Origin of the sequence: Citrobacter cronae, from assembly GCF_016893685.1 — a bacterium.
Classification (GTDB): Bacteria; Pseudomonadota; Gammaproteobacteria; order Enterobacterales; family Enterobacteriaceae; genus Citrobacter; species Citrobacter werkmanii.
The window spans coordinates 1,371,689-1,393,773 of the sequence record NZ_CP069763.1 but is presented as its reverse complement, the minus strand read 5'-3'; the positions used below and the strand labels follow the sequence as shown (position 1 = coordinate 1,393,773).

Sequence of the window (22,085 nt, the reverse complement as noted above, 5' to 3'; positions counted from 1 at the left end):
TTACTCCTGATTCACGCGATTAAGCTTGCCCACAGCGGCAGCCATTAATACTTCCTGAGTGGCCTGCTCGCGAGTGAATTCACCGCCGAGATGCCCTTCATGCATAACGATAATACGATCGCTCATGCCCAATACTTCTGGCATCTCAGAGGAGACCAGAATGATGCTCAGCCCATCGGCCTTAAACTGGTTGATAAGCTGATAAATTTCTTTCTTAGCCCCAACGTCGACGCCGCGTGTTGGTTCATCGAGGATCAGGACTTTTGGTCGGGTCATCAGACCGCGCGCAATGGCCACTTTCTGCTGGTTACCGCCCGAGAGCAGGCCGATAGCCTGTTCCATCGATGGCGTTTTAACATTGAACAGACGAATAAAATCACCTACCGCCTGCTGCTCATCTTTATGCTTCAGGCTTCCACCGGCGCGACTGAAATAGCGCAGCGCGGTCAGTGACATGTTCTCTTTCACCGACATGCCCAGCACTAAGCCATCACGTTTACGGTCTTCAGAAATATAGACGATGCCGTTTGCAAGGCCATCCTGTGGCGAACGGGTGACAACTTCATGCCCATCAAGCGTGACGTAGCCGCTGGTGCGCGGCAATGCGCCATACAACACTTTCATCAGCTCGGTACGTCCGGCGCCCATCAGCCCCGATACGCCAAGGATCTCGCCTTTACGCAGCGTGAACGAAACATCGTTTACCCCTGGGCCGCACAGATTATCGACCTTCAGGCGAATATCGCCCGGTGCTTTTTCCAGACGCGGGTACTGATCTTCCAGCTTACGTCCCACCATCATTTCAATCAGTGAGTCTTCCGTCAGCGTTGCGACTTCACGCTCGGCAATAAACTGCCCGTCACGGAAGACGGTCACGTCATCACAGATTTCGAAGATCTCTTTCATACGGTGGGAGATATAGACAATGCCGCGCCCCTGCGATTTCAGCTCGCGGATAACGCGGAACAGGGATTCGGTTTCGGTATCGGTGAGCGCATCCGTCGGCTCATCCATAATGATGACCTTCGACTCAAAGCTCAGCACTTTAGCAATTTCGACCATTTGCTGATCGCCAATCGACAACTCACCGACCAGCCTGTCGCTTTTAAAGCGCAGATTGAGTTTGGCGAGCAGCAGATCGGCTTCGGCGTACATCTTCTTCCAGTCAATTTTGCCAAAGCGATTAACAAACTCACGGCCAAGAAAAATGTTCTCAGCGATAGTGAGTTGCGGGATCAGGTTCAATTCCTGGTGGATGATACCGATTCCGGCTTCCTGAGAGGATTTCGGGCCATTAAAGGTGGTCTCTTTCCCCAGCCACAATAAAGAGCCAGCATCACGGGTGTAGATCCCGGTCAGCACTTTCATCATGGTGGATTTGCCCGCGCCGTTTTCGCCCACCAGCGCCATTACGCGGCCTGGATAGACATTCAGCGCAGCGCCGGATAGCGCTTTTACACCCGGGAACGCTTTATCGATCCCTTTGAGTTGCAGTAATGCGTTCATGATGGCCTCAGAACGTGACGCCAGCACAGAGAATGATATTCGCATACGGAGAACACTCTCCGCTGCGAATTACCGCCTGACTGTCTGCGGTTTGTTTTTTGAATTGTTCATGCGTGGTGTAACGAATTTCTATGGTGTTTCCCTGGTGTTGTTGCAGTTGCTCAATGTGGCTGAGCAACGTTTCGTGGAGTTGCGGATTATGTTGTTTAATTTCCGTCGCGAGAATGGCCGCCTCGACCTGCATTTCACGTGTAACCACATCCAGTACCTGCATAAAAGAAGGTACGCCCTGGGTTAATGCCATATCAATACGCGTTGTGCTGTTCGGGATGGGTAAACCGGCATCACACACCACCAGCGTATCGGTATGTCCCAGACGGGAGATCACCGTTGAAATTTCAGAGTTGAGTACCGTGCCTTTCTTCATTTTCTTTCCCCACTAGCGAAACGTTTCGCTGAAGATAAGTGTAGTGCGAAGAATGGACAGAAAACCACCGCGACGTTACGAAAATGTGATCGCCATCGAAACGTTTCGCAAGGATTATCATTTGATGAAATGAAAACTGGGAGGGACAAAACAAAACGCCCCCTTTCGCGATGAAAGAGGGCGTCGATTGCCTTAAATCTCTACCTGAGTACCGAGCTCAATAACCCGGTTTGGTGGGATTTCAAACTGGTCCGGCGCGCGCAGCGCATTGCGCTGTAGCAGCAGATATAGCTTGCCGCGCAGACGCAAATACCATGGCCGTTTGCCGACAATCAGCGACTCGTGCGACATAAAGAAGGAGGTTTCCATCATCCGACAGCTTAAGCCTTCCAGACCGCAGCGATGGAACACTTCCTCAACGTTCGGCGTTTCACGCCAGCCGTAGCTGGCCACTACGCGCCAGAAGGTGGGCGATAACTGCTCAATCTGCACCCTACGCACGTTGTGCACGTATGGCGCATCTTCCGTACGCAGCGTCAGCAGAATCACGCGTTCATGCAGCACCTTGTTATGCTTGAGGTTATGCAGAAGCGCAAACGGGATGACGTTCAGCGCACGCGACATATATACCGCCGTTCCCGGCACGCGTACCGGTGGGGATTTCTCCAGAGAGGCAATCATCGCCTCCAGAGAGTTGCCGTGCTCATGCATGCGACGCAGCAGACGGAAACGCTCGCTTTTCCACGTGGTCATGATGGTGAACATCACCAGACCCAGCGTCAGAGGCAGCCAACCGCCGGAAATCAGTTTATCGAGGTTCGCGGAGAACAACGGAACATCGACGCACAAGAACGCCACCAGGATCAGGAAGACGAAGTATTTATTCCAGTGCCAGTTTTTGCGCGCCACGGTGGTAGACAGAATAGATGTCAGTACCATTGTCCCCGTTACCGCAATCCCGTACGCCGCGGCCAGATTACTGGAGTGTTCAAAGCTCACAATCACGATAACCACCGCAAAATAGAGCATCCAGTTAACGAAAGGAATGTAGATCTGACCCGATTCCATTTCCGAAGTATGAATGATCCGCATCGGCGATAAATACCCCAGACGCACGGCCTGACGCGTCAGCGAGAAGACACCGGAAATAACCGCCTGCGAAGCGATAACCGTTGCCAGTGCGGCAAGGATCAGGAGTGGTATCAATGCCCAGTCCGGCGCCAGCAGGAAAAACGGGTTTTTGATCGCTTCAGGATGCTTTAACAGCAGCGCCCCCTGACCAAAATAGTTCAGCACCAGCGAAGGCAATACCACCGAGAACCATGCCAGTCTAATCGGCAACTTACCGAAGTGCCCCATATCCGCATACAGTGCTTCAACACCGGTAATCGACAGCACCACCGCGCCCAGCGCAATAAAGGACAACGTTTTGAATTCGAGGAAGAAATGCACCGCCCAGTACGGATTTAGCGCCTGCAGTACCTCCGGGTTACCAATAATACTGCGCACGCCTAATACCGCGAGCGTCAGGAACCACAGCAGCATAATCGGCGCAAACAGTTTACCAACCATGCCGGTACCGTGTTTTTGAATCATAAACAGCAGGGTCAGCACGATAATCGAGAGCGGAACAATCCAGGTATCCAGCTGCGGTGCAACAATCTCCAGACCTTCAATCGCCGACATCACTGAAATGGCTGGCGTAATCACCACTTCACCATAGAAGAAGCTGCCGCCAATCAACCCCATGATGACCAGCATCGAGGTTGTTCGCGCCGAGGTATTGCGCCCGGCCAATGACATCAACGTCAGGATCCCACCTTCCCCGGCGTTATCCGCACGCATGACAAACGTCAGATATTTAATGGAGACAACAAAGATCAGCAGCCAGAAAATCAGCGAGAGAAAACCAAACACAGCATCACGTTCAACGCCAAAACCAAACTGGCCAGACAAACATTCACGAAGCGTATAAAGTGGGCTGGTACCAATATCACCGTAGACAACCCCAATGGCCGCAAGGGTAATCGCAGACAATGATTGTTTATTATCAGTGCTCATAGACTCGTCTTTCGTTTATACACATCATCATTCAAGCCACTCCGTTTGGGTTGCATTCGTTATTCCCCCCATCCCAGAAGAAAACTCCATTGCCGCCTTGGTGCAGTATGATTGATATGGTGTATATATTAGAAATGTGTGCGTCGTCCCTTGGCCCACAAAAAGGCGCACAGTATGCACGATTACTCACAAAATCGTACCCCTAAATGAGACCAGATTAATCTGGCTCAAAGAAAAATAAGCGCACCTTCAGTCTATTACTGCACTGGTGTGAAGCATCTATACTCGCAGTTTACGCAGTACATTTGGCGAAAGGACGCCACTTCATTATGGCTCACCCACATTTATTAGCGGAAAGAATTTCCCGTCTGAGCAATGCGCTGGAAAAGGGACTTTATGAACGTAGCCACGCCATTCGCCTTTGCCTGCTGGCTGCTCTAAGCGGCGAGAGCGTATTCTTATTAGGTCCTCCAGGGATCGCAAAAAGCTTAATTGCCCGTCGACTGAAGTTTGCTTTTCAAAACGCCCGCGCTTTCGAATACCTGATGACGCGCTTCTCTACGCCGGAAGAGGTGTTTGGGCCGCTATCTATCCAGGCGCTGAAAGACGAAGGTCGCTATGAACGCTTAACGGCGGGCTATTTACCCGAAGCTGAAATTGTCTTTCTCGATGAAATCTGGAAAGCAGGCCCGGCCATTCTCAACACCCTGTTAACCGCTATTAACGAACGGCATTTTCGTAACGGCGCGCATGAAGAGAAAATCCCGATGCGTCTGCTGGTGGCAGCCTCCAACGAACTGCCTGAAGCAGACAGCAGCCTGGAAGCCCTGTACGACCGTATGCTGATCCGCCTGTGGCTGGATAAAGTTCAGGACAAGGCCAACTTCCGCTCCATGCTGTTAAGCCAGCAGGATGAAAGTGGCAACCCGGTCCCGGCGTCGTTACAGGTGACGGATGAAGAGTATTACCAGTGGCAAAAGGACATTGGCGCCATCAAGCTTCCCGATCGCGTCTTTGAGCTTATTTTCACGCTGCGCCAACAGCTAGACGCATTACCGAATGCCCCCTATGTATCCGATCGCCGCTGGAAAAAAGCTATCCGCTTACTCCAGGCCAGCGCCTTCTTCAGCGGACGTGATGCGGTCGTGCCTATCGACCTGATCCTGTTGAAAGATTGCCTGTGGTACGACGCGCAAAGCCTGAATCTGATGCAACAGCAGCTTGAAATTTTGATGACCGGACACGCCTGGCAGCAGCAAGCCATACTGACGCGTCTGGCCAGCATTGTGCAGCGCCGTATCCAGCTCCAGCAGCAGCAAAGCGACAAAACGGCATTCACGGTGATCCGTCAGGGCGGCATGTTCAGCCGTCGTCCTCATTATGATTTACCGCCGGAAGCCACTTCTTCAGTCGTGACATTACTGCTGCAAAAACCCTTAAAACTACATGATATGGAAGTTATCCATATTGCTTTCGAACGGGGAGCGCTGGAACAGTGGCTAACCAAAGGCGGTGAGATCCGCGGAAAATTAAACGGGATCGGCTTCGCCCAAACGCTGAACATGGAAGTCGATAGCGCACAGCACCTGGTTGTGCGCGACGTCAGTTTGCAAGGCTCTCGTCTGGCGCTGCCCGGTGCATCGCAAGAGAGTATGCCTGATGAGATAAAACAGCAGCTTGAAGCACTTGATAACGAGTGGCACCAGCAGCACAGTGCATTCAGCGAACAGCAAAAATGTCTGTTTATTCATAGCGACTGGTTAGGCCGCATTGAGGCCAGCCTGCAGGATGTCGGGGCACAAATCCGCCAGGCGCAACAATGCTAACCCTTGATACGCTCAATATCATGCTGGCAGTCAGTGAAGAGGCGATGATCGAAGAGATGATCGTCGCCCTGCTGGCTTCTCCAAAGATGGTGGTGTTTTTTAAAAAGTTTCCTCGCCTTAAAAAAGCGATTACTGACGATATTCCCCGCTGGCGCGAGTCACTGCGCAGCCGCCTCAAAGATACCCATGTACCGCCGGAGTTGACGGAAGAGGTCATTTGTTACCAACAAAGCCAGCTCCTCTCTCATGCGCAGTTTATGGTCCAGCTCCCGCAAATATTGGCGCTATTACACCGCCTCCATTCGCCGTGGGCCGGGCAAGCGCAGCAACTGGTTGATGACAACAGTACCTTTACGCCCGCCCTGCATACGCTTTTTCTCCAGCGCTGGCGCCTGAGTCTGGTGGTACAAACTACAACGCTGAATCAGCAACTGCTGGAAGATGAGCGTGAACATTTACTTAGTGAAGTTCAGGAACGGATGACCCTCAGCGGGCAACTGGAACCCGTTCTGGCAGAAAACGACAACGCCGCAGGCCGGTTATGGGATATGAGCGCAGGTCAAATCAAGCGCGGCGATTATCAACTGATGGTGAAATACGGCGAATTTCTGGCGCAACAGCCCGAACTCCAGCGTCTGGCTGAACAGTTAGGCCGTTCCAGAGAGGCCAAATCTGTGCCGCGTAAAGATGCGCCCATGGAGACCTTCCGTACCCTTGTGCGGGAACCCGCCACCGTCCCGGAACAGGTGGATGGCATCCAGCAAAGCGACGACATCCTGCGCCTGTTGCCGCCGGAACTGGCCACACTGGGCATTACTGAACTGGAATACGAGTTCTACCGACGGCTGGTGGAAAAGCAGCTGTTGACCTATCGTCTGCACGGCGAGGCATGGCGCGAGAAAGTAACGGAACGTCCGGTGGTGCATCAGGATTTTGACGAGCAGCCGCGCGGACCGTTTATTGTTTGCGTTGATACGTCGGGATCAATGGGCGGTTTTAATGAGCAATGTGCAAAAGCCTTTTGCCTGGCGCTAATGCGCGTCGCCCTGGCCGATAACCGGCGCTGTTTCATTATGCTGTTTTCAACAGAAGTGGTGCGCTATGAGCTGTCTGGTCCGGAAGGCATTGAACAAGCGATCCGTTTTTTAAGCCAGCGTTTTCGCGGCGGTACCGATATTGCCAGCTGCTTTCGCGCCATTATTGAGCGCATGCAGGGCCGGGAATGGTTTGATGCCGATGCGGTGGTGATCTCTGATTTTATCGCTCAGCGATTGCCCGATGAGGTCGTCAATAAAGTGGGTGAATTACAGCAGGTGCACCAGCATCGTTTTCATGCGGTGGCGATGTCAGCACACGGCAAACCCGGCATCATGCGCATTTTCGATCATATCTGGCGCTTTGATACCGGGATGCGAAGCCGCCTGCTCAGACGCTGGCGGCGTTAATTATTACAGCAGGGAAGAAACGCTTTCACGTACCTGTGCCGGCCACACGCCACACTGCACCTGACCAATGTGCGGTAATTGCAGCAGCAGCATGGTCAAACGCGACTGTCCAATGCCGCCACCGATTGTCTGCGGCATTTCACCACGCAGCAGCGCCTGGTGCCATTCCAGACTCAGACGATCTTCATCACCGGTCAATGAAAGCTGGTGTTTAAGGGTGTCGGCATCCACACGGATCCCCATCGAAGACAGCTCAAACGCATCTTCCAGAACCGGGTTCCACACCAGAATATCACCGTTCAGACCGGCGTGACCCAGCTCAGACGCTGAGCTCCAGTCATCATAATCCGGCGCGCGTACATCGTGACGGTGACCGTCACTGAGCTTGCCGCCGATCCCTACCAGGAATACTGCGCCCAGTTCTTTCGCGATCGCACGTTCACGACCTTTCGCGTCAAGATCCGGATAACGAGATAACAGCTCCTGGCTATGAACAAAGTGGATCTGCTCTGGCAGGAACGGTGCCAGACCAAACTCTTTACTAACCGCAGCCTCGGTGGCCTTAATTCCCGCCCAGATAGCCTCTACCGTGCTTTTCAGAGTGGAGAATTGACGCTCGCCGTCGCCCATCACGCGCTCCCAGTCCCACTGGTCAACATACACTGAGTGCAGTGGGGAGAGGCGATCTTCATCGGGACGCAGGGCCTTCATGTGCGTGTACAACCCTTCGCCTGCGCTAAAGTCGTGTTGTCCTAACGTTTGACGCTTCCACTTCGCCAGTGAATGAACCACTTCGAATTGAGCGTCCGGCAATGCTTTAACCTTCACCTGCACCGCTTTTTCACAGCCCGACAAGTTATCCTGCGTGCCATCTCCTACGCGGCTGAGGATCGGGGCCTGAACTTCGATCAGACCTAAACGCTCTTCCAGCTGACGAGAAAAATGAGATTTTACGAAGCTAATTTGACGTTGTTTGGCAATGTAAGCGGTTTTCATTATGTGTACTCCTGTGTCCTGTTGCCTATGATTAAGCAACAGAATGGAGGTAATATTCAATAATCAACAAACAAAAAGCCGACTTCGATTTTGATTCGTTAAAATTAACGTCTAAAATAAAAAGAATCATTAATCTACATAAGAAAAACCTATGGAAAATTATCAGATCGACAATCTGGACCGCGGCATTCTTGATGCCCTGATGGAAAATGCTCGCACCGCCTACGCAGAATTGGCCAAACAGTTTGGCGTTAGTCCGGGGACAATTCACGTTCGCGTAGAAAAGATGAAGCAGGCCGGGATCATCACCGGTGCGCGTATTGATGTCAGTCCCAAACAGTTGGGTTATGACGTCGGCTGCTTTATCGGCATCATTCTGAAAAGCGCGAAGGACTATCCGTCAGCGCTGGCCAGACTGGAAAGCCTTGACGAAGTGACCGAAGCCTATTACACCACCGGCCACTACAGCATCTTTATTAAGGTGATGTGCAAGTCGATCGACGCGCTGCAACAGGTACTTATCAACAAGATCCAAACAATTGATGAAATTCAGTCCACTGAAACCCTGATCGTCCTGCAGAACCCGATCATGCGTACCATCAAGCCATGATCATTTTTTTTAATCCCACATTTTTCCACAGGTAGATCCCAGCTCGCTCACAGCGTACAATGCGCCTTCTTTATAAAGGTGGGCGAGCATGGCAGACATCACTCTTATCAGCGGCAGCACGCTTGGCAGTGCGGAATATGTAGCAGAACATCTGGCTGAAAAGCTGGACGACGCCGGTTTTTCCAGCGAAATACTGCATGGGCCAATGCTGGATGAGGTTCCGGCTGAAGGGATCTGGCTGATTATCAGCTCCACACACGGTGCTGGAGACATTCCTGACAACCTGCAGCCTTTATATGATGCGTTACGCGAACAAAAACCGGACCTGTCGCAAGTAAACTTCGGCGCAATCGGCATCGGCAGTCGTGAATACGACACCTTTTGCGGCGCAATCGACAAGCTGGAAGCAGAACTGAAAGCCTGTGGGGCAAAACAGATCGGCGAAACGCTTAAGATCAACGTGCTGGAACATGAAATTCCGGAAGATCCGGCTGAAATTTGGCTGGGATCCTGGCATCCATTGCTCAGAGATTTGTAAAGATCATACTTTTTTATGTGGATAACTCTGGTTAAAAGCTTGGATCAACCGGTAGTTATCCAAAGAATAACGGCTGTTCAGTTTTTGAGTTGTGTATAACCCTTCATTCTGATCCCAGCTTATACGGACCAGGATCACCGATCATTCACAGCTAATGATCCTCAGCAACCTGTTGATCTTATTCAAAGGATCGTCCTTATCCACAGAGAGTGGCGATCCTAATAAGAGATCACAATAAAACAGATCTCTAAATAAAAAGATCTTCTTTTTAATACCCAGGATCCCAGGTCTTTCTCGATCGACTAAAGTTGAGTAGAATCCACGGCCCGGGCTTCAATCCATTTTCACACCGCGTTATGCGAGGCAATTACCATGTTTTATCAGGATCCTTTTGACGTCATCATCATTGGCGGGGGTCATGCAGGCACCGAGGCCGCAATGGCCGCGGCGCGAATGGGACAACAGACCCTGCTTTTGACACACAATATCGACACACTGGGGCAGATGAGCTGCAACCCGGCGATTGGCGGTATTGGGAAGGGACACCTGGTAAAAGAAGTGGATGCGCTTGGTGGATTGATGGCAAAAGCGATCGACCACGCAGGTATCCAGTTTAGGATACTAAACGCAAGCAAAGGGCCAGCCGTTCGCGCTACCCGAGCTCAGGCCGATCGTGTGCTCTATCGTCAGGCAGTACGCACCGCGCTGGAGAATCAACCCAACCTGATGATCTTCCAGCAGGCGGTTGAAGATCTGATTGTTGAAAACGATCGTGTCGTGGGTGCCGTAACCCAAATGGGACTGAAGTTCCGTGCCAAAGCGGTCGTATTAACCGTGGGGACTTTCCTCGACGGCAAAATCCATATTGGTCTGGATAACTACAGCGGCGGCCGTGCTGGCGATCCGCCGTCTATTCCGCTGTCACGCCGTCTGCGTGAACTACCGCTGCGCGTCAGCCGCCTGAAAACCGGTACGCCACCGCGTATTGATGCACGTACTATCGATTTCAGCGTACTGGGTCAACAAAACAGCGACAACCCGATGCCGGTCTTCTCATTCCTGGGCGACGCTTCTCAGCATCCGCGCCAGATGCCGTGTTACATCACGCATACCAATGAGAAAACCCATGACGTGATCCGTAATAACCTCGATCGTAGCCCAATGTATGCCGGCGTAATCGAAGGTATCGGCCCGCGCTACTGCCCGTCGATCGAAGACAAAGTGATGCGCTTTGCCGATCGCAACCAGCATCAGATCTTCCTCGAACCGGAAGGACTGACCTCTAACGAAATTTACCCGAACGGCATCTCCACCAGCCTGCCGTTCGATGTACAGATGCAAATTGTTCGATCCATGCAGGGGATGGAAAACGCCCGTATCGTTCGCCCTGGCTATGCGATTGAGTACGATTTCTTCGATCCGCGCGACCTGAAACCCACTCTGGAAAGCAAATTCATCCAGGGCCTGTTTTTTGCAGGCCAGATTAACGGTACAACCGGTTACGAGGAAGCAGCCGCCCAAGGGATGCTGGCAGGTCTCAACGCCGCACGCTTGTCTGCTGAGAAAGACGGCTGGGCGCCGCGTCGCGATCAGGCTTACCTTGGCGTGCTGGTCGACGATCTGTGCACGCTGGGAACCAAAGAACCGTACCGCATGTTTACCTCACGTGCTGAATACCGCTTGATGCTGCGTGAAGATAACGCCGACCTGCGTCTGACCGAAATTGGGCGTGAACTGGGTCTGGTGGACGATGAGCGTTGGGCTCGCTTCAACGAAAAGCTGGAGCGCATTGAACAGGAACGTCAGCGTCTCAAATCAACCTGGGTAAACCCGTTAGCGGAATCTGCAGCCGAAGTAAACGCTCACCTGGCAACACCTTTATCTCGTGAGGCCAGCGGTGAAGATCTCCTGCGTCGCCCGGATATGACCTATGCTCAGTTGACCTCTTTATCTGCATTCGCACCGGCGCTAGATGATGCTCAGGCCGCGGAACAGGTTGAGATTCAGGTGAAATACGAAGGGTATATCGCTCGTCAGCAGGAAGAAATCGAAAGACAACAGCGTAATGAGAATACCCTGTTGCCTGCAACGCTGGATTATCGCCAGGTCTCGGGATTGTCGAATGAAGTCATCGCCAAACTGAACGATCACAAACCGGTATCGATCGGCCAGGCATCGCGCATTTCTGGTGTAACGCCTGCCGCCATCTCCATTCTGCTGGTATGGCTGAAAAAACAAGGTATGCTGCGCCGCAGCGCTTGATAACACTAATTTGGCGGGAGCGCTTCGCTTGTCCGCCCTACAAACTTGTAGGCCCGATAAGCGATAGCGCATCGGGCATTTGATTATTAACAGGTAACGACCGTGCTCAACAAACTCTCTCGTCTGCTGGCTGATGCCGGTATTTCTCTTACCGATCACCAGAAAAATCAGCTGATTGCGTATGTCGATATGCTGCACAAATGGAATAAAGCATACAACCTGACGTCGGTGCGGGATCCCAACGAAATGTTGGTGCGCCATATTCTGGACAGCATTGTTGTCGCGCCTTATCTGAAGGGCGGGCGCTTTATTGATGTTGGCACGGGACCGGGTCTGCCGGGAATTCCTCTCTCTATAGTGCGGCCTGAAGCGCATTTCACACTGTTGGATAGCCTGGGAAAACGCATCCGTTTCTTACGTCAGGTGCAGCATGAGCTTGGTCTTACTAACATTACGCCTGTGCAAAGTCGGGTTGAAGAATTTCCTTCAGAGCCGCCATTTGATGGGGTGATCAGCCGTGCATTCGCGTCCCTCAATGATATGGTGAGCTGGTGTCATCACTTGCCGGGCCAGAACGGACGCTTTTATGCGCTCAAAGGTCAATTGCCTGAAGAGGAAATCGCCTCGTTGCCTGCAGAATTCAGCGTCGAGTCAGTCGAAAAATTACGCGTTCCACAACTGGATGGTGAACGTCATTTGGTGGTTATTAAACCAAACAAAATTTAATTTTTATCAAAAAAAATAGAGAAAAAACGGCTACCCCGGTGTTAAAAGTTATAGAGAGTAGTGAGGTGAAATGCTGTTGCATTTCACCTCTACCTTACGGTTTTGCATCATAACTATAACGTACCGTTTTTTGTTAAAAGCGAAACAAGTCAACTGTGAAAATATCAGTCTGCTAAAAATAGAACCTAAGAACCACCGCTTGTGTTAATTTTTTATTATAAATGTCAATCGATGGTTCTTTTGTTGTTAGGCGTTGTTTTTGAAATAGTGGCGCTTTTTACGCTTAAATATCAAAAAGATGAAATGGCACCATTTGCCACGTAAATAAATTATGCGAAGGGGAATATGTTCAATATGTGATCTGGTGCACGCTTTAACGCCAGTGTTTTCGCGGCATTTGCAGTTTTGCATGATCGTTCACAGTTTGCCAAAAAGTAATAAATGTGGGACAACGAAAAATATTTAAACATTTATTCACTTTTTAGCTACTTATTGTTTGAAATCACGAAGGCGCACCGTATAATTTGTCCGCTTTTTGATGCTTGACTCTAAGCCATAAAGAACGTTTTATACGACACGCGGCATACCTCGAAGGGAGCAGGAGTAAACACGTGATGTCTATGTCGCTCTTGAGTCGAAACGTTGCTCGTAAGCTTTTGCTCACACAGCTTCTGGCGGTAATAGCAAGTGGATTGCTGTTTAGCCTCAAAGACCCCTTCTGGGGCATCTCCGCACTGTGCGGGGGATTGGCAGTGTTACTGCCCAATGTGTTGTTTATGATATTCGCCTGGCGTCACCAGGTGCATACACCAGCGAAAGGTCGGGTTGCCTGGACGTTCGCTTTCGGCGAAGCCTTCAAGGTGTTAGCGATGCTGGTGTTGCTGGTTGTGGCGTTGGCTGTTTTGAAAGCGGTATTCGTGCCGCTGATCGTTACGTGGGTTTTGGTGCTGGTGGTTCAGATACTGGCGCCGGCTGTAATTAACAACAAAGGGTAAAGGCATCATGGCTTCAGAAAATATGACGCCGCAGGATTACATAGGACACCATCTGAATAACCTTCAGTTGGACCTACGTACATTCTCGCTGGTGGATCCGCACAACCCCCCAGCCACCTTCTGGACGCTCAATATTGACTCCATTTTCTTCTCGGTGGTTCTGGGTCTGTTGTTCCTGTTAATGTTCCGTAGCGTTGCCAAAAAGGCGACCAGCGGCGTTCCAGGTAAATTTCAGACCGCGATTGAGCTGGTAATCGGCTTTGTGCATGGCAGCGTGAAAGACATGTACCATGGCAAAAGCAAGCTGATTGCTCCGCTGGCCCTGACGATTTTCGTCTGGGTATTCCTGATGAACTTTATGGATTTGCTGCCTATCGACCTGCTGCCGTACATCGGTGAGCATATCTTTGGCCTGCCGGCTCTGCGTGTGGTTCCGTCCGCTGACGTGAACATCACCCTGTCGATGGCGCTGGGCGTATTTATCCTCATTCTGTTCTACAGCATCAAAATGAAAGGCATCGGTGGCTTCGCGAAAGAGTTGACGCTGCAGCCGTTCAATCACTGGGCGTTCATCCCTATCAACTTAATCCTTGAAGGGGTAAGCCTGCTGTCCAAACCAATCTCTCTTGGTCTGCGACTGTTCGGTAACATGTACGCTGGTGAGCTGATTTTCATTCTGATTGCTGGTCTGTTGCCGTGGTGGTCACAGTGGATTCTGAATGTGCCGTGGGCCATTTTCCACATACTGATTATCACGCTGCAAGCCTTCATATTTATGGTTCTGACGATTGTCTATCTGTCGATGGCATCTGAAGAGCATTAATTTACCAACACTACTACGTTTTAACTGAAACAAACTGGAGACTGTCATGGAAAACCTGAATATGGATCTGCTGTACATTGCTGCCGCTGTGATGATGGGTCTGGCGGCAATCGGTGCTGCGATCGGTATCGGCATCCTCGGGGGTAAATTCCTGGAAGGCGCAGCGCGTCAACCGGATCTGATTCCTCTGCTGCGTACTCAGTTCTTTATCGTTATGGGTCTGGTGGATGCAATCCCAATGATCGCTGTAGGTCTGGGTCTGTACGTGATGTTTGCTGTCGCGTAGTAAGCGTTGCTTGAATTAAGAGCAATATCAGAACGTTAACTAGATAGAGGCATTGTGCTGTGAATCTTAACGCAACAATCCTCGGCCAGGCCATCGCGTTTGTCCTGTTCGTTCTGTTCTGCATGAAGTACGTATGGCCGCCGTTAATGGCTGCCATCGAAAAACGTCAAAAAGAAATTGCTGACGGCCTTGCTTCTGCAGAACGAGCACACAAGGATCTTGACCTTGCAAAGGCCAGCGCGACCGACCAGCTGAAAAAAGCTAAGGCGGAAGCTCAGGTAATCATCGAGCAGGCGAACAAACGCCGTGCTCAGATCCTGGACGAAGCTAAAACTGAAGCAGAGCAGGAACGTACTAAAATCGTGGCACAGGCGCAGGCGGAAATTGAAGCCGAGCGTAAACGTGCTCGCGAAGAGCTGCGTAAGCAAGTTGCTATCCTGGCTGTTGCTGGCGCCGAGAAGATCATCGAACGTTCCGTGGATGAAGCTGCTAATAGCGACATCGTGGACAAACTTGTCGCTGAACTGTAAGGAGGGAGGGGCTGATGTCTGAATTTATTACGGTAGCTCGCCCCTACGCCAAAGCAGCTTTTGACTTTGCCGTTGAGCACCAAAGCGTAGACCGTTGGCAGGATATGCTGACTTTCGCCGCTGAGGTGACGAAAAACGAACAAATGGCAGAGCTTCTCTCTGGCGCATTGGCGCCAGAAACGCTCGCTGAGTCGTTTATCGCCGTGTGCGGTGAGCAACTGGACGAAAGCGGCCAAAACCTGATTAGGGTAATGGCTGAAAATAACCGTCTGAATGCGCTCCCGGATGTTCTTGAGCAGTTTATTCATCTGCGTGCAGCCAGTGAGGCTATCTCTGAGGTAGAAGTCACTTCTGCCAATGCACTGAGTGATGAACAGCTTACGAAGATTAGTGCAGCGATGGAAAAACGTCTGTCACGCAAAGTTAAGCTGAATTGCAAAATCGATAAGTCTGTAATGGCAGGCGTAATCATCCGAGCGGGTGATATGGTCATTGATGGCAGCGTACGCGGCCGTCTTGAGCGCCTTGCAGACGTCTTGCAGTCTTAAGGGGACTGGAGCATGCAACTGAATTCCACCGAAATCAGCGAACTGATCAAGCAGCGCATTGCTCAGTTCAATGTTGTGAGCGAAGCTCACAACGAAGGTACTATTGTTTCTGTAAGTGACGGTGTTATCCGCATTCACGGCCTGGCCGATTGTATGCAGGGTGAGATGATTTCCCTGCCGGGTAACCGTTACGCTATCGCACTGAACCTGGAGCGCGACTCTGTAGGTGCTGTTGTGATGGGTCCATACGCCGACCTCGCCGAAGGCATGAAGGTTAAGTGTACGGGTCGTATTCTGGAAGTTCCGGTTGGCCGTGGCCTGCTGGGTCGTGTGGTGAACACTCTGGGTTCCCCGATTGACGGTAAAGGTCCGGTTGATAACGATGGCTTCTCGCCAATCGAAGTTATCGCACCGGGCGTAATCGAACGTCAGTCCGTCGACCAGCCAGTGCAGACCGGTTATAAATCTGTTGATGCCATGATCCCAATCGGACGTGGCCAGCGTGAGCTGATCATCGGTGACCGTCAGACCGGTAAAACCGCGATGGCTATCGATGCCATCATCAACCAGCGTGACTCCGGCATCAAATGTGTGTACGTGGCTATCGGCCAGAAAGCGTCCACCATTTCTAACGTGGTTCGTAAACTGGAAGAACACGGCGCACTGTCCAACACCATCGTTGTGGTGGCGACCGCGTCTGAATCTGCTGCACTGCAATACCTGGCGCCATATGCCGGTTGCGCAATGGGCGAATACTTCCGTGACCGCGGTGAAGATGCACTGATCGTTTACGATGACCTGTCTAAACAGGCTGTTGCTTACCGTCAGGTTTCCCTGCTGCTCCGTCGTCCGCCAGGACGTGAAGCATTCCCGGGCGACGTATTTTACCTCCACTCCCGTCTGCTGGAACGCGCATCCCGCGTTAACGCGGAATATGTTGAGAAGTTCACCAATGGTGAAGTTAAAGGTAAAACCGGCTCCCTGACCGCTCTGCCGATTATCGAAACCCAGGCGGGTGACGTTTCTGCGTTCGTTCCGACCAACGTAATTTCTATTACCGATGGTCAGATCTTCCTGGAAACCAACCTGTTCAACTCCGGTATTCGTCCGGCAGTTAACCCGGGTATCTCCGTATCTCGTGTAGGTGGCGCAGCGCAGACCAAGATCATCAAGAAACTGTCCGGTGGTATTCGTACCGCGCTGGCGCAGTATCGTGAACTGGCCGCGTTTTCTCAGTTCGCTTCCGACCTGGATGAAGCTACGCGTAAGCAGCTGAGCCACGGTCAGAAAGTAACTGAACTGCTGAAGCAGAAACAGTATGCGCCAATGTCTGTTGCACAGCAGGGTGTGGTGCTGTTTGCGGCTGAACGCGGTTACCTCGAAGATGTGGAACTGGCGAAAATCGGTAGCTTCGAAGCCGCTCTGCTGGCTTACGTCGACCGTGACCACGCTCCGCTGATGCAAGAGATCAACCAGTCCGGTGGCTATAACGATGAAATCGAAGGCAAGCTGAAAGCTATCCTCGATTCCTTCAAGGCAACCCAGTCCTGGTAACGTCTGGCGGTCTGTCTTAGGACGGACCGCAAGGCATTGAGGAGAAGCTCATGGCCGGCGCAAAAGAGATACGTAGTAAGATCGCAAGCGTCCAGAACACGCAGAAGATCACTAAAGCGATGGAGATGGTCGCCGCTTCCAAAATGCGTAAATCGCAGGATCGCATGGCGGCCAGCCGTCCTTATGCAGAGACCATGCGCAAAGTGATTGGTCACCTTGCGAATGGTAATCTGGAATATAAGCACCCTTACCTGGAAGAACGCGACGTTAAACGCGTGGGCTACCTGGTGGTGTCGACCGACCGTGGTCTGTGCGGTGGCTTGAACATTAACCTGTTCAAAAAGCTGTTGGCGGATATGAAAACATGGTCCGATAAAGGCGTTCAGTGCGATATCGCAATGATCGGCTCTAAGGGCGTGTCTTTCTTTAACTCCGTTGGCGGTAATGTGATTGCTCAGGTAACCGGTATGGGGGATAACCCTTCCCTGTCCGAACTGATCGGTCCGGTTAAAGTGATGCTGCAGGCCTACGACGAAGGTCGTCTGGACAAACTGTACGTTGTCAGCAACAAATTTATTAACACCATGTCTCAGACGCCAACCATCACCCAACTGCTGCCTTTGCCGGCATCAGATGATGATGAATTGAAGCGTAAATCCTGGGATTACCTGTATGAGCCAGACCCGAAAGCGCTGCTGGATACCCTGCTGCGTCGTTATGTCGAGTCTCAGGTTTATCAGGGCGTGGTAGAAAACCTGGCCAGCGAGCAGGCCGCACGTATGGTGGCGATGAAAGCCGCGACCGACAATGGCGGCAGCCTGATTAAAGAGCTGCAGTTGGTATACAACAAAGCTCGTCAGGCCAGCATTACTCAGGAACTCACCGAGATCGTCGGTGGTGCATCCGCGGTATAACCAGGTTAATTCGTAGAGGATTCAAGATGGCTACTGGAAAAATTGTCCAGGTAATCGGCGCCGTGGTTGACGTCGAATTCCCTCAGGATGCCGTACCGCGCGTGTACGATGCTCTTGAGGTTATGAATGGTAAAGAGAGCCTGGTGCTGGAAGTTCAGCAGCAGCTCGGCGGCGGTATCGTACGTACCATCGCCATGGGTTCTTCCGACGGTCTGCGTCGTGGTCTGGAAGTTAAAGACCTTGAGCACCCGATCGAAGTCCCGGTAGGTAAAGCAACCCTGGGTCGTATCATGAACGTCCTGGGTCACCCGATCGACATGAAAGGCGATATCGGTGAAGAAGAGCGTTGGGCTATCCACCGCGCAGCGCCTACCTATGAAGAACTGTCCAGTTCTCAGGAACTGCTGGAAACCGGCATCAAAGTTATCGACCTGATGTGTCCGTTCGCGAAGGGCGGTAAAGTTGGTCTGTTCGGTGGTGCGGGTGTAGGTAAAACCGTAAACATGATGGAGCTGATCCGTAACATCGCGATCGAACACTCCGGTTACTCAGTGTTTGCGGGCGTTGGTGAACGTACTCGTGAGGGTAACGACTTCTACCACGAAATGACCGACTCCAACGTTCTGGACAAAGTATCCCTGGTATATGGCCAGATGAACGAGCCGCCGGGAAACCGTCTGCGCGTTGCTCTGACCGGTCTGACCATGGCTGAGAAGTTCCGTGACGAAGGTCGTGACGTTCTGCTGTTCGTTGATAACATCTACCGTTACACCCTGGCCGGTACTGAAGTATCTGCACTGCTGGGTCGTATGCCATCAGCGGTAGGCTACCAGCCGACCCTGGCGGAAGAGATGGGTGTTCTACAGGAACGTATCACCTCTACCAAAACCGGTTCTATCACCTCCGTTCAGGCGGTATACGTACCTGCGGATGACTTGACTGACCCATCCCCAGCAACCACCTTTGCTCACCTGGATGCAACCGTGGTACTGAGCCGTCAGATCGCATCCCTGGGTATCTACCCGGCCGTTGACCCGCTGGATTCCACCAGCCGTCAGTTGGATCCGCTGGTTGTTGGTCAGGAACACTACGACACCGCGCGTGGCGTACAGTCCCTGCTGCAGCGTTATCAGGAACTGAAAGACATCATCGCCATCCTGGGTATGGATGAACTGTCTGAAGAAGATAAACTGGTGGTAGCACGTGCGCGTAAGATCCAGCGCTTCCTGTCCCAGCCGTTCTTCGTTGCGGAAGTATTCACCGGTTCTCCAGGTAAATACGTTTCCCTGAAAGACACCATCCGTGGCTTTAAAGGCATCATGGAAGGCGAATACGACCACCTGCCAGAGCAGGCGTTCTACATGGTTGGTTCCATCGAAGAAGCTGTGGAAAAAGCCAAAAAACTTTAACGCCTTAATCGGAGGGTGATATGGCAATGACTTACCACCTGGACGTCGTCAGCGCAGAGCAACAAATGTTCTCTGGTCTGGTCGAAAAAATCCAGGTAACGGGTAGTGAAGGTGAACTGGGTATTTTCCCGGGTCACGCTCCGCTGCTCACCGCCATTAAGCCTGGTATGATCCGCATCGTTAAACAGTTCGGTCATGAAGAGTTTATCTACCTGTCCGGCGGCATTCTCGAAGTGCAGCCTGGCAGCGTGACCGTACTGGCTGACACCGCGATTCGCGGACAGGATCTCGATGAAGCGAGAGCCCTGGAAGCGAAACGTAAGGCTGAAGAGCATATCAAGAGCTCTCATGGTGACGTGGATTACGCTCAGGCATCTGCGGAACTGGCCAAAGCGATCGCGAAACTACGCGTTATCGAGTTGACCAAAAAAGCGATGTAACACCGGCTTGAAAACACAAGGCCAGTCTGGTTTCCAGGCTGGCTTTTTTTTCGCGTTGTTTCAGGAAAAATGGAAATAAAAAGCAGTTTTATTATTTCGTGATTTAGATCAAAAAAAAATTGATTGGTTAAAAATTGAGGCGTAGACTCTTTTTTGTGATGTATATCACATAATAAACTCAGATAAAAAAGAGATACCAACATGAAATTGATCAACAAAATCATTGCCCTGTTCAGCAATATGAGTTTTTAGTCTTCCCTGCCTGCTCTGTGGCGCGATGCGTAATGCAGTTTATCAGCTAGCGCCATTTGTTAAATTCCCCCCCTCCTGCTCTTTTCTTCCACATCGTATTGTCGTGTTTGCCTTTTCTGCTTCCCACTGAATTGCATGCCTAAAATCATACCTTCGCTAATGTCATTCTTTATTTATGCGGCAAAAAAATAGCAAAAACATCCACCTAAGGCTTTAATAAGAGCAGACTGCTGGTTTTGGGGAGACAAAACACGTAGATATAGACGAAAATAGACAGTTATCAGATGGGGAATTTCCCCGATTGAACGTTTTATCTTCGGTCCATTTCACGATGAAAAAAATGTAGTATTTTCAATGTGAAACGGTATAAATTCGTTCTCAAATTACAGTCAGGACGTGTATGTTGAATAATGCTATGAGCGTCGTGATCCTTGCCGCAGGCAAAGGCACGCGTATGTATTCCGATCTCCCTAAAGTGCTGCATACCCTCGCAGGAAAACCGATGGTGCAGCATGTCATTGATGCCGCTAATGAATTAGGCGCGACTCACGTACATCTGGTCTACGGACACGGTGGTGATTTGCTTAAGCAGACGCTGAAAGATGGCAACCTGAACTGGGTACTGCAGGCCGAGCAGTTGGGTACCGGTCATGCAATGCAACAGGCGGCACCATTCTTTAGTGATGACGAAGACATTTTAATGCTCTATGGCGATGTGCCGCTGATCTCCACCGAAACACTACGTCGCCTGCGTGATGCTAAACCGCAGGGTGGAATCGGCTTGTTAACGGTAAACCTGGACGACCCATCGGGTTATGGGCGAATTACGCGTGATAACGGTAAAGTCACAGGCATTGTTGAACATAAGGATGCCACTGACGAGCAGCGTCAAATCCAGGAAATCAACACCGGCATCCTGATTGCCAACGGCGCAGACCTGAAGCGCTGGCTGTCCAAACTGACCAACAACAACGTGCAGGGTGAATACTACATCACCGATATCATTGCGATGGCATATCAGGAAGGGCGCGAAATTGCTGCGGTACATCCGGCACGAATCAGTGAAACGGAAGGGGTGAACAACCGTCTTCAGCTCTCTCGTCTGGAGCGTGTTTATCAGTCCGAGCAGGCAGAAAAATTGCTGCTGGCGGGCGTGATGCTGCGCGATCCGGCACGTTTTGATCTTCGCGGTACGCTTATTCACGGGCGCGATGTCGAAATTGATACTAACGTTATCATTGAAGGTAACGTAACCGTTGGGGATCGCGTCAAGATTGGTACTGGCTGCATCATCAAAAACAGCGTGATTGGTGATGGTTGTGAGCTAAGTCCGTACAGCGTGGTGGAAGATGCGCATCTGGAAGCAGCATGCACCATCGGTCCTTTCGCGCGTCTGCGCCCGGGTGCAGAGCTGCAGGAGGGCGCACACGTGGGTAACTTCGTCGAAATGAAAAAAGCGCGTCTGGGTAAAGGCTCTAAAGCGGGTCACCTGACCTATCTGGGCGATGCGGAAATTGGCGATAACGTAAACATCGGCGCCGGTACGATCACCTGCAACTACGATGGCGCGAATAAATTTAAAACCATTATTGGCGATGATGTGTTTGTCGGTTCCGATACTCAGCTGGTGGCACCTGTCACCGTGGGTAAAGGCGCCACCATCGCGGCGGGGACGACCGTAACTCGCGATGTTGCCGATAACGAACTGGTATTAAGCCGTGTGCCCCAGGTCCATAAACAAGGCTGGCAGCGCCCGGTGAAGAAAAAGTAATTCAGTTTTTGCCGGATGGTGGCCTGCGTGCGGTGACGTTCTGTAGGCCTGATAAGCGTGAGCGCCATCAGGCAGACCAGAGACGAGGGGATAACATAATCCTCCGCTCAACAAGCAGTACCATAAAAATAACCCCACTCTCTACAAGGCTCGGGGCGCCCGGAAA

At 51.4% G+C, this 22,085-nt stretch carries 20 protein-coding genes; 16 read left to right on the top strand and 4 right to left on the bottom strand.

Features of this window, described 5'->3' with window-relative positions; translation table 11 throughout:
- The 3 genes from rbsA to kup form a co-directional block, all read right to left on the bottom strand.
- Nucleotides 1-1,506 (bottom strand): ribose ABC transporter ATP-binding protein RbsA, encoded by a 1,506-nt coding sequence (gene rbsA, locus JSN25_RS05960; protein ID WP_016157825.1) that lies wholly within the window; start codon nucleotides 1,504-1,506, stop codon nucleotides 1-3.
- Between the two features lie 7 nt (nucleotides 1,507-1,513).
- Nucleotides 1,514-1,933, bottom strand: coding sequence for a D-ribose pyranase (gene rbsD, locus JSN25_RS05955; protein WP_038635798.1), 420 nt, complete (start codon nucleotides 1,931-1,933; stop codon nucleotides 1,514-1,516).
- Between the two features lie 192 nt (nucleotides 1,934-2,125).
- Nucleotides 2,126-3,994 carry a low affinity potassium transporter Kup gene (kup, locus tag JSN25_RS05950; protein WP_042311390.1) on the bottom strand — a complete coding sequence of 623 codons (1,869 nt, stop codon included), beginning with the start codon at nucleotides 3,992-3,994 and terminating at the stop codon, nucleotides 2,126-2,128.
- A gap of 329 nt (nucleotides 3,995-4,323) precedes the next feature.
- Between kup and ravA the strand changes: the two genes are divergently transcribed.
- Both ravA and viaA read left to right on the top strand, forming a co-directional pair.
- The gene (gene ravA / locus JSN25_RS05945; RefSeq protein ID WP_121529754.1) at nucleotides 4,324-5,820 is read left to right on the top strand and encodes an ATPase RavA; all 1,497 of its coding nucleotides are present in this window, start codon (nucleotides 4,324-4,326) and stop codon (nucleotides 5,818-5,820) included.
- Entirely contained in the window at nucleotides 5,814-7,265 is a 1,452-nt protein-coding gene (gene viaA / locus JSN25_RS05940) for an ATPase RavA stimulator ViaA (protein ID WP_204525524.1), read from the top strand. The genes ravA and viaA overlap by 7 nt, the downstream gene beginning before the upstream one ends.
- A gap of 3 nt (nucleotides 7,266-7,268) precedes the next feature.
- On the opposite strand, the gene asnA is transcribed toward viaA, so the two are convergent.
- The gene (gene asnA, locus JSN25_RS05935) at nucleotides 7,269-8,261 is read right to left on the bottom strand and encodes an aspartate--ammonia ligase (RefSeq protein WP_069323645.1); all 993 of its coding nucleotides are present in this window, start codon (nucleotides 8,259-8,261) and stop codon (nucleotides 7,269-7,271) included.
- Between the two features lie 151 nt (nucleotides 8,262-8,412).
- Between asnA and asnC the strand changes: the two genes are divergently transcribed.
- The 14 genes from asnC (at nucleotide 8,413) to glmU (ending at nucleotide 21,919) form a co-directional block, all read left to right on the top strand.
- The gene (gene asnC, locus JSN25_RS05930; protein ID WP_003023780.1) at nucleotides 8,413-8,871 is read left to right on the top strand and encodes a transcriptional regulator AsnC; all 459 of its coding nucleotides are present in this window, start codon (nucleotides 8,413-8,415) and stop codon (nucleotides 8,869-8,871) included.
- 88 nt (nucleotides 8,872-8,959) lie between these two features.
- Nucleotides 8,960-9,409, top strand: coding sequence for an FMN-binding protein MioC (gene mioC / locus JSN25_RS05925; protein WP_038635783.1), 450 nt, complete (start codon nucleotides 8,960-8,962; stop codon nucleotides 9,407-9,409).
- Between the two features lie 372 nt (nucleotides 9,410-9,781).
- Nucleotides 9,782-11,671 carry a tRNA uridine-5-carboxymethylaminomethyl(34) synthesis enzyme MnmG gene (gene mnmG, locus JSN25_RS05920; RefSeq protein ID WP_038635780.1) on the top strand — a complete coding sequence of 630 codons (1,890 nt, stop codon included), beginning with the start codon at nucleotides 9,782-9,784 and terminating at the stop codon, nucleotides 11,669-11,671.
- A 102-nt stretch (nucleotides 11,672-11,773) separates the two neighbouring features.
- Nucleotides 11,774-12,397 (top strand): 16S rRNA (guanine(527)-N(7))-methyltransferase RsmG, encoded by a 624-nt coding sequence (gene rsmG / locus JSN25_RS05915; RefSeq protein WP_069323646.1) that lies wholly within the window; start codon nucleotides 11,774-11,776, stop codon nucleotides 12,395-12,397.
- Between the two features lie 614 nt (nucleotides 12,398-13,011).
- A complete protein-coding gene (gene atpI / locus JSN25_RS05910; RefSeq protein WP_042311402.1) occupies nucleotides 13,012-13,392 on the top strand; it encodes a F0F1 ATP synthase subunit I in 381 nt (126 codons plus the stop codon).
- A 7-nt stretch (nucleotides 13,393-13,399) separates the two neighbouring features.
- Nucleotides 13,400-14,215, top strand: coding sequence for a F0F1 ATP synthase subunit A (atpB, locus tag JSN25_RS05905; RefSeq protein ID WP_006687768.1), 816 nt, complete (start codon nucleotides 13,400-13,402; stop codon nucleotides 14,213-14,215).
- Nucleotides 14,216-14,261: 46 nt separating this feature from the next.
- Nucleotides 14,262-14,501 (top strand): F0F1 ATP synthase subunit C, encoded by a 240-nt coding sequence (atpE, locus tag JSN25_RS05900; protein WP_003023794.1) that lies wholly within the window; start codon nucleotides 14,262-14,264, stop codon nucleotides 14,499-14,501.
- Between the two features lie 59 nt (nucleotides 14,502-14,560).
- Nucleotides 14,561-15,031: a F0F1 ATP synthase subunit B gene (gene atpF / locus JSN25_RS05895; RefSeq protein ID WP_003023796.1), complete on the top strand. Its 471-nt coding sequence runs from the start codon at nucleotides 14,561-14,563 to the stop codon at nucleotides 15,029-15,031.
- A 14-nt stretch (nucleotides 15,032-15,045) separates the two neighbouring features.
- Nucleotides 15,046-15,579 carry a F0F1 ATP synthase subunit delta gene (gene atpH / locus JSN25_RS05890; RefSeq protein ID WP_006687767.1) on the top strand — a complete coding sequence of 178 codons (534 nt, stop codon included), beginning with the start codon at nucleotides 15,046-15,048 and terminating at the stop codon, nucleotides 15,577-15,579.
- Between the two features lie 12 nt (nucleotides 15,580-15,591).
- Complete coding sequence (gene atpA, locus JSN25_RS05885) at nucleotides 15,592-17,133, top strand: F0F1 ATP synthase subunit alpha (RefSeq protein ID WP_003023802.1); 1,542 nt, start codon at nucleotides 15,592-15,594, stop codon at nucleotides 17,131-17,133.
- 50 nt (nucleotides 17,134-17,183) lie between these two features.
- The gene (gene atpG / locus JSN25_RS05880; RefSeq protein ID WP_006687765.1) at nucleotides 17,184-18,047 is read left to right on the top strand and encodes a F0F1 ATP synthase subunit gamma; all 864 of its coding nucleotides are present in this window, start codon (nucleotides 17,184-17,186) and stop codon (nucleotides 18,045-18,047) included.
- Nucleotides 18,048-18,073: 26 nt separating this feature from the next.
- Nucleotides 18,074-19,456: a F0F1 ATP synthase subunit beta gene (gene atpD / locus JSN25_RS05875; RefSeq protein WP_006687764.1), complete on the top strand. Its 1,383-nt coding sequence runs from the start codon at nucleotides 18,074-18,076 to the stop codon at nucleotides 19,454-19,456.
- A gap of 20 nt (nucleotides 19,457-19,476) precedes the next feature.
- A complete protein-coding gene (locus tag JSN25_RS05870; protein WP_003023809.1) occupies nucleotides 19,477-19,896 on the top strand; it encodes a F0F1 ATP synthase subunit epsilon in 420 nt (139 codons plus the stop codon).
- Between the two features lie 652 nt (nucleotides 19,897-20,548).
- Nucleotides 20,549-21,919, top strand: a complete 1,371-nt coding sequence (glmU, locus tag JSN25_RS05865; RefSeq protein ID WP_087857260.1) for a bifunctional UDP-N-acetylglucosamine diphosphorylase/glucosamine-1-phosphate N-acetyltransferase GlmU — start codon at nucleotides 20,549-20,551, stop codon at nucleotides 21,917-21,919.
- Nucleotides 21,920-22,085 lie beyond the last annotated feature (166 nt).

What these genes read in the sequence shown, in the direction of transcription:
- rbsD (WP_038635798.1), bottom strand. Translation starts at nt 1,933, where the DNA reads ATGAAGAAAGGCACGGTACTCAACTCTGAAATTTCAACGGTGATCTCC.
- atpA (WP_003023802.1), top strand. Translation starts at nt 15,592, where the DNA reads ATGCAACTGAATTCCACCGAAATCAGCGAACTGATCAAGCAGCGCATT.
- atpH (WP_006687767.1), top strand. Translation starts at nt 15,046, where the DNA reads ATGTCTGAATTTATTACGGTAGCTCGCCCCTACGCCAAAGCAGCTTTT.
- JSN25_RS05870 (WP_003023809.1), top strand. Translation starts at nt 19,477, where the DNA reads ATGGCAATGACTTACCACCTGGACGTCGTCAGCGCAGAGCAACAAATG.
- asnC (WP_003023780.1), top strand. Translation starts at nt 8,413, where the DNA reads ATGGAAAATTATCAGATCGACAATCTGGACCGCGGCATTCTTGATGCC.
- atpG (WP_006687765.1), top strand. Translation starts at nt 17,184, where the DNA reads ATGGCCGGCGCAAAAGAGATACGTAGTAAGATCGCAAGCGTCCAGAAC.
- ravA (WP_121529754.1), top strand. Translation starts at nt 4,324, where the DNA reads ATGGCTCACCCACATTTATTAGCGGAAAGAATTTCCCGTCTGAGCAAT.
- kup (WP_042311390.1), bottom strand. Translation starts at nt 3,994, where the DNA reads ATGAGCACTGATAATAAACAATCATTGTCTGCGATTACCCTTGCGGCC.
- atpB (WP_006687768.1), top strand. Translation starts at nt 13,400, where the DNA reads ATGGCTTCAGAAAATATGACGCCGCAGGATTACATAGGACACCATCTG.
- mioC (WP_038635783.1), top strand. Translation starts at nt 8,960, where the DNA reads ATGGCAGACATCACTCTTATCAGCGGCAGCACGCTTGGCAGTGCGGAA.
- mnmG (WP_038635780.1), top strand. Translation starts at nt 9,782, where the DNA reads ATGTTTTATCAGGATCCTTTTGACGTCATCATCATTGGCGGGGGTCAT.
- rbsA (WP_016157825.1), bottom strand. Translation starts at nt 1,506, where the DNA reads ATGAACGCATTACTGCAACTCAAAGGGATCGATAAAGCGTTCCCGGGT.
- atpD (WP_006687764.1), top strand. Translation starts at nt 18,074, where the DNA reads ATGGCTACTGGAAAAATTGTCCAGGTAATCGGCGCCGTGGTTGACGTC.
- atpE (WP_003023794.1), top strand. Translation starts at nt 14,262, where the DNA reads ATGGAAAACCTGAATATGGATCTGCTGTACATTGCTGCCGCTGTGATG.
- asnA (WP_069323645.1), bottom strand. Translation starts at nt 8,261, where the DNA reads ATGAAAACCGCTTACATTGCCAAACAACGTCAAATTAGCTTCGTAAAA.
- atpI (WP_042311402.1), top strand. Translation starts at nt 13,012, where the DNA reads ATGTCTATGTCGCTCTTGAGTCGAAACGTTGCTCGTAAGCTTTTGCTC.
- glmU (WP_087857260.1), top strand. Translation starts at nt 20,549, where the DNA reads ATGTTGAATAATGCTATGAGCGTCGTGATCCTTGCCGCAGGCAAAGGC.
- viaA (WP_204525524.1), top strand. Translation starts at nt 5,814, where the DNA reads ATGCTAACCCTTGATACGCTCAATATCATGCTGGCAGTCAGTGAAGAG.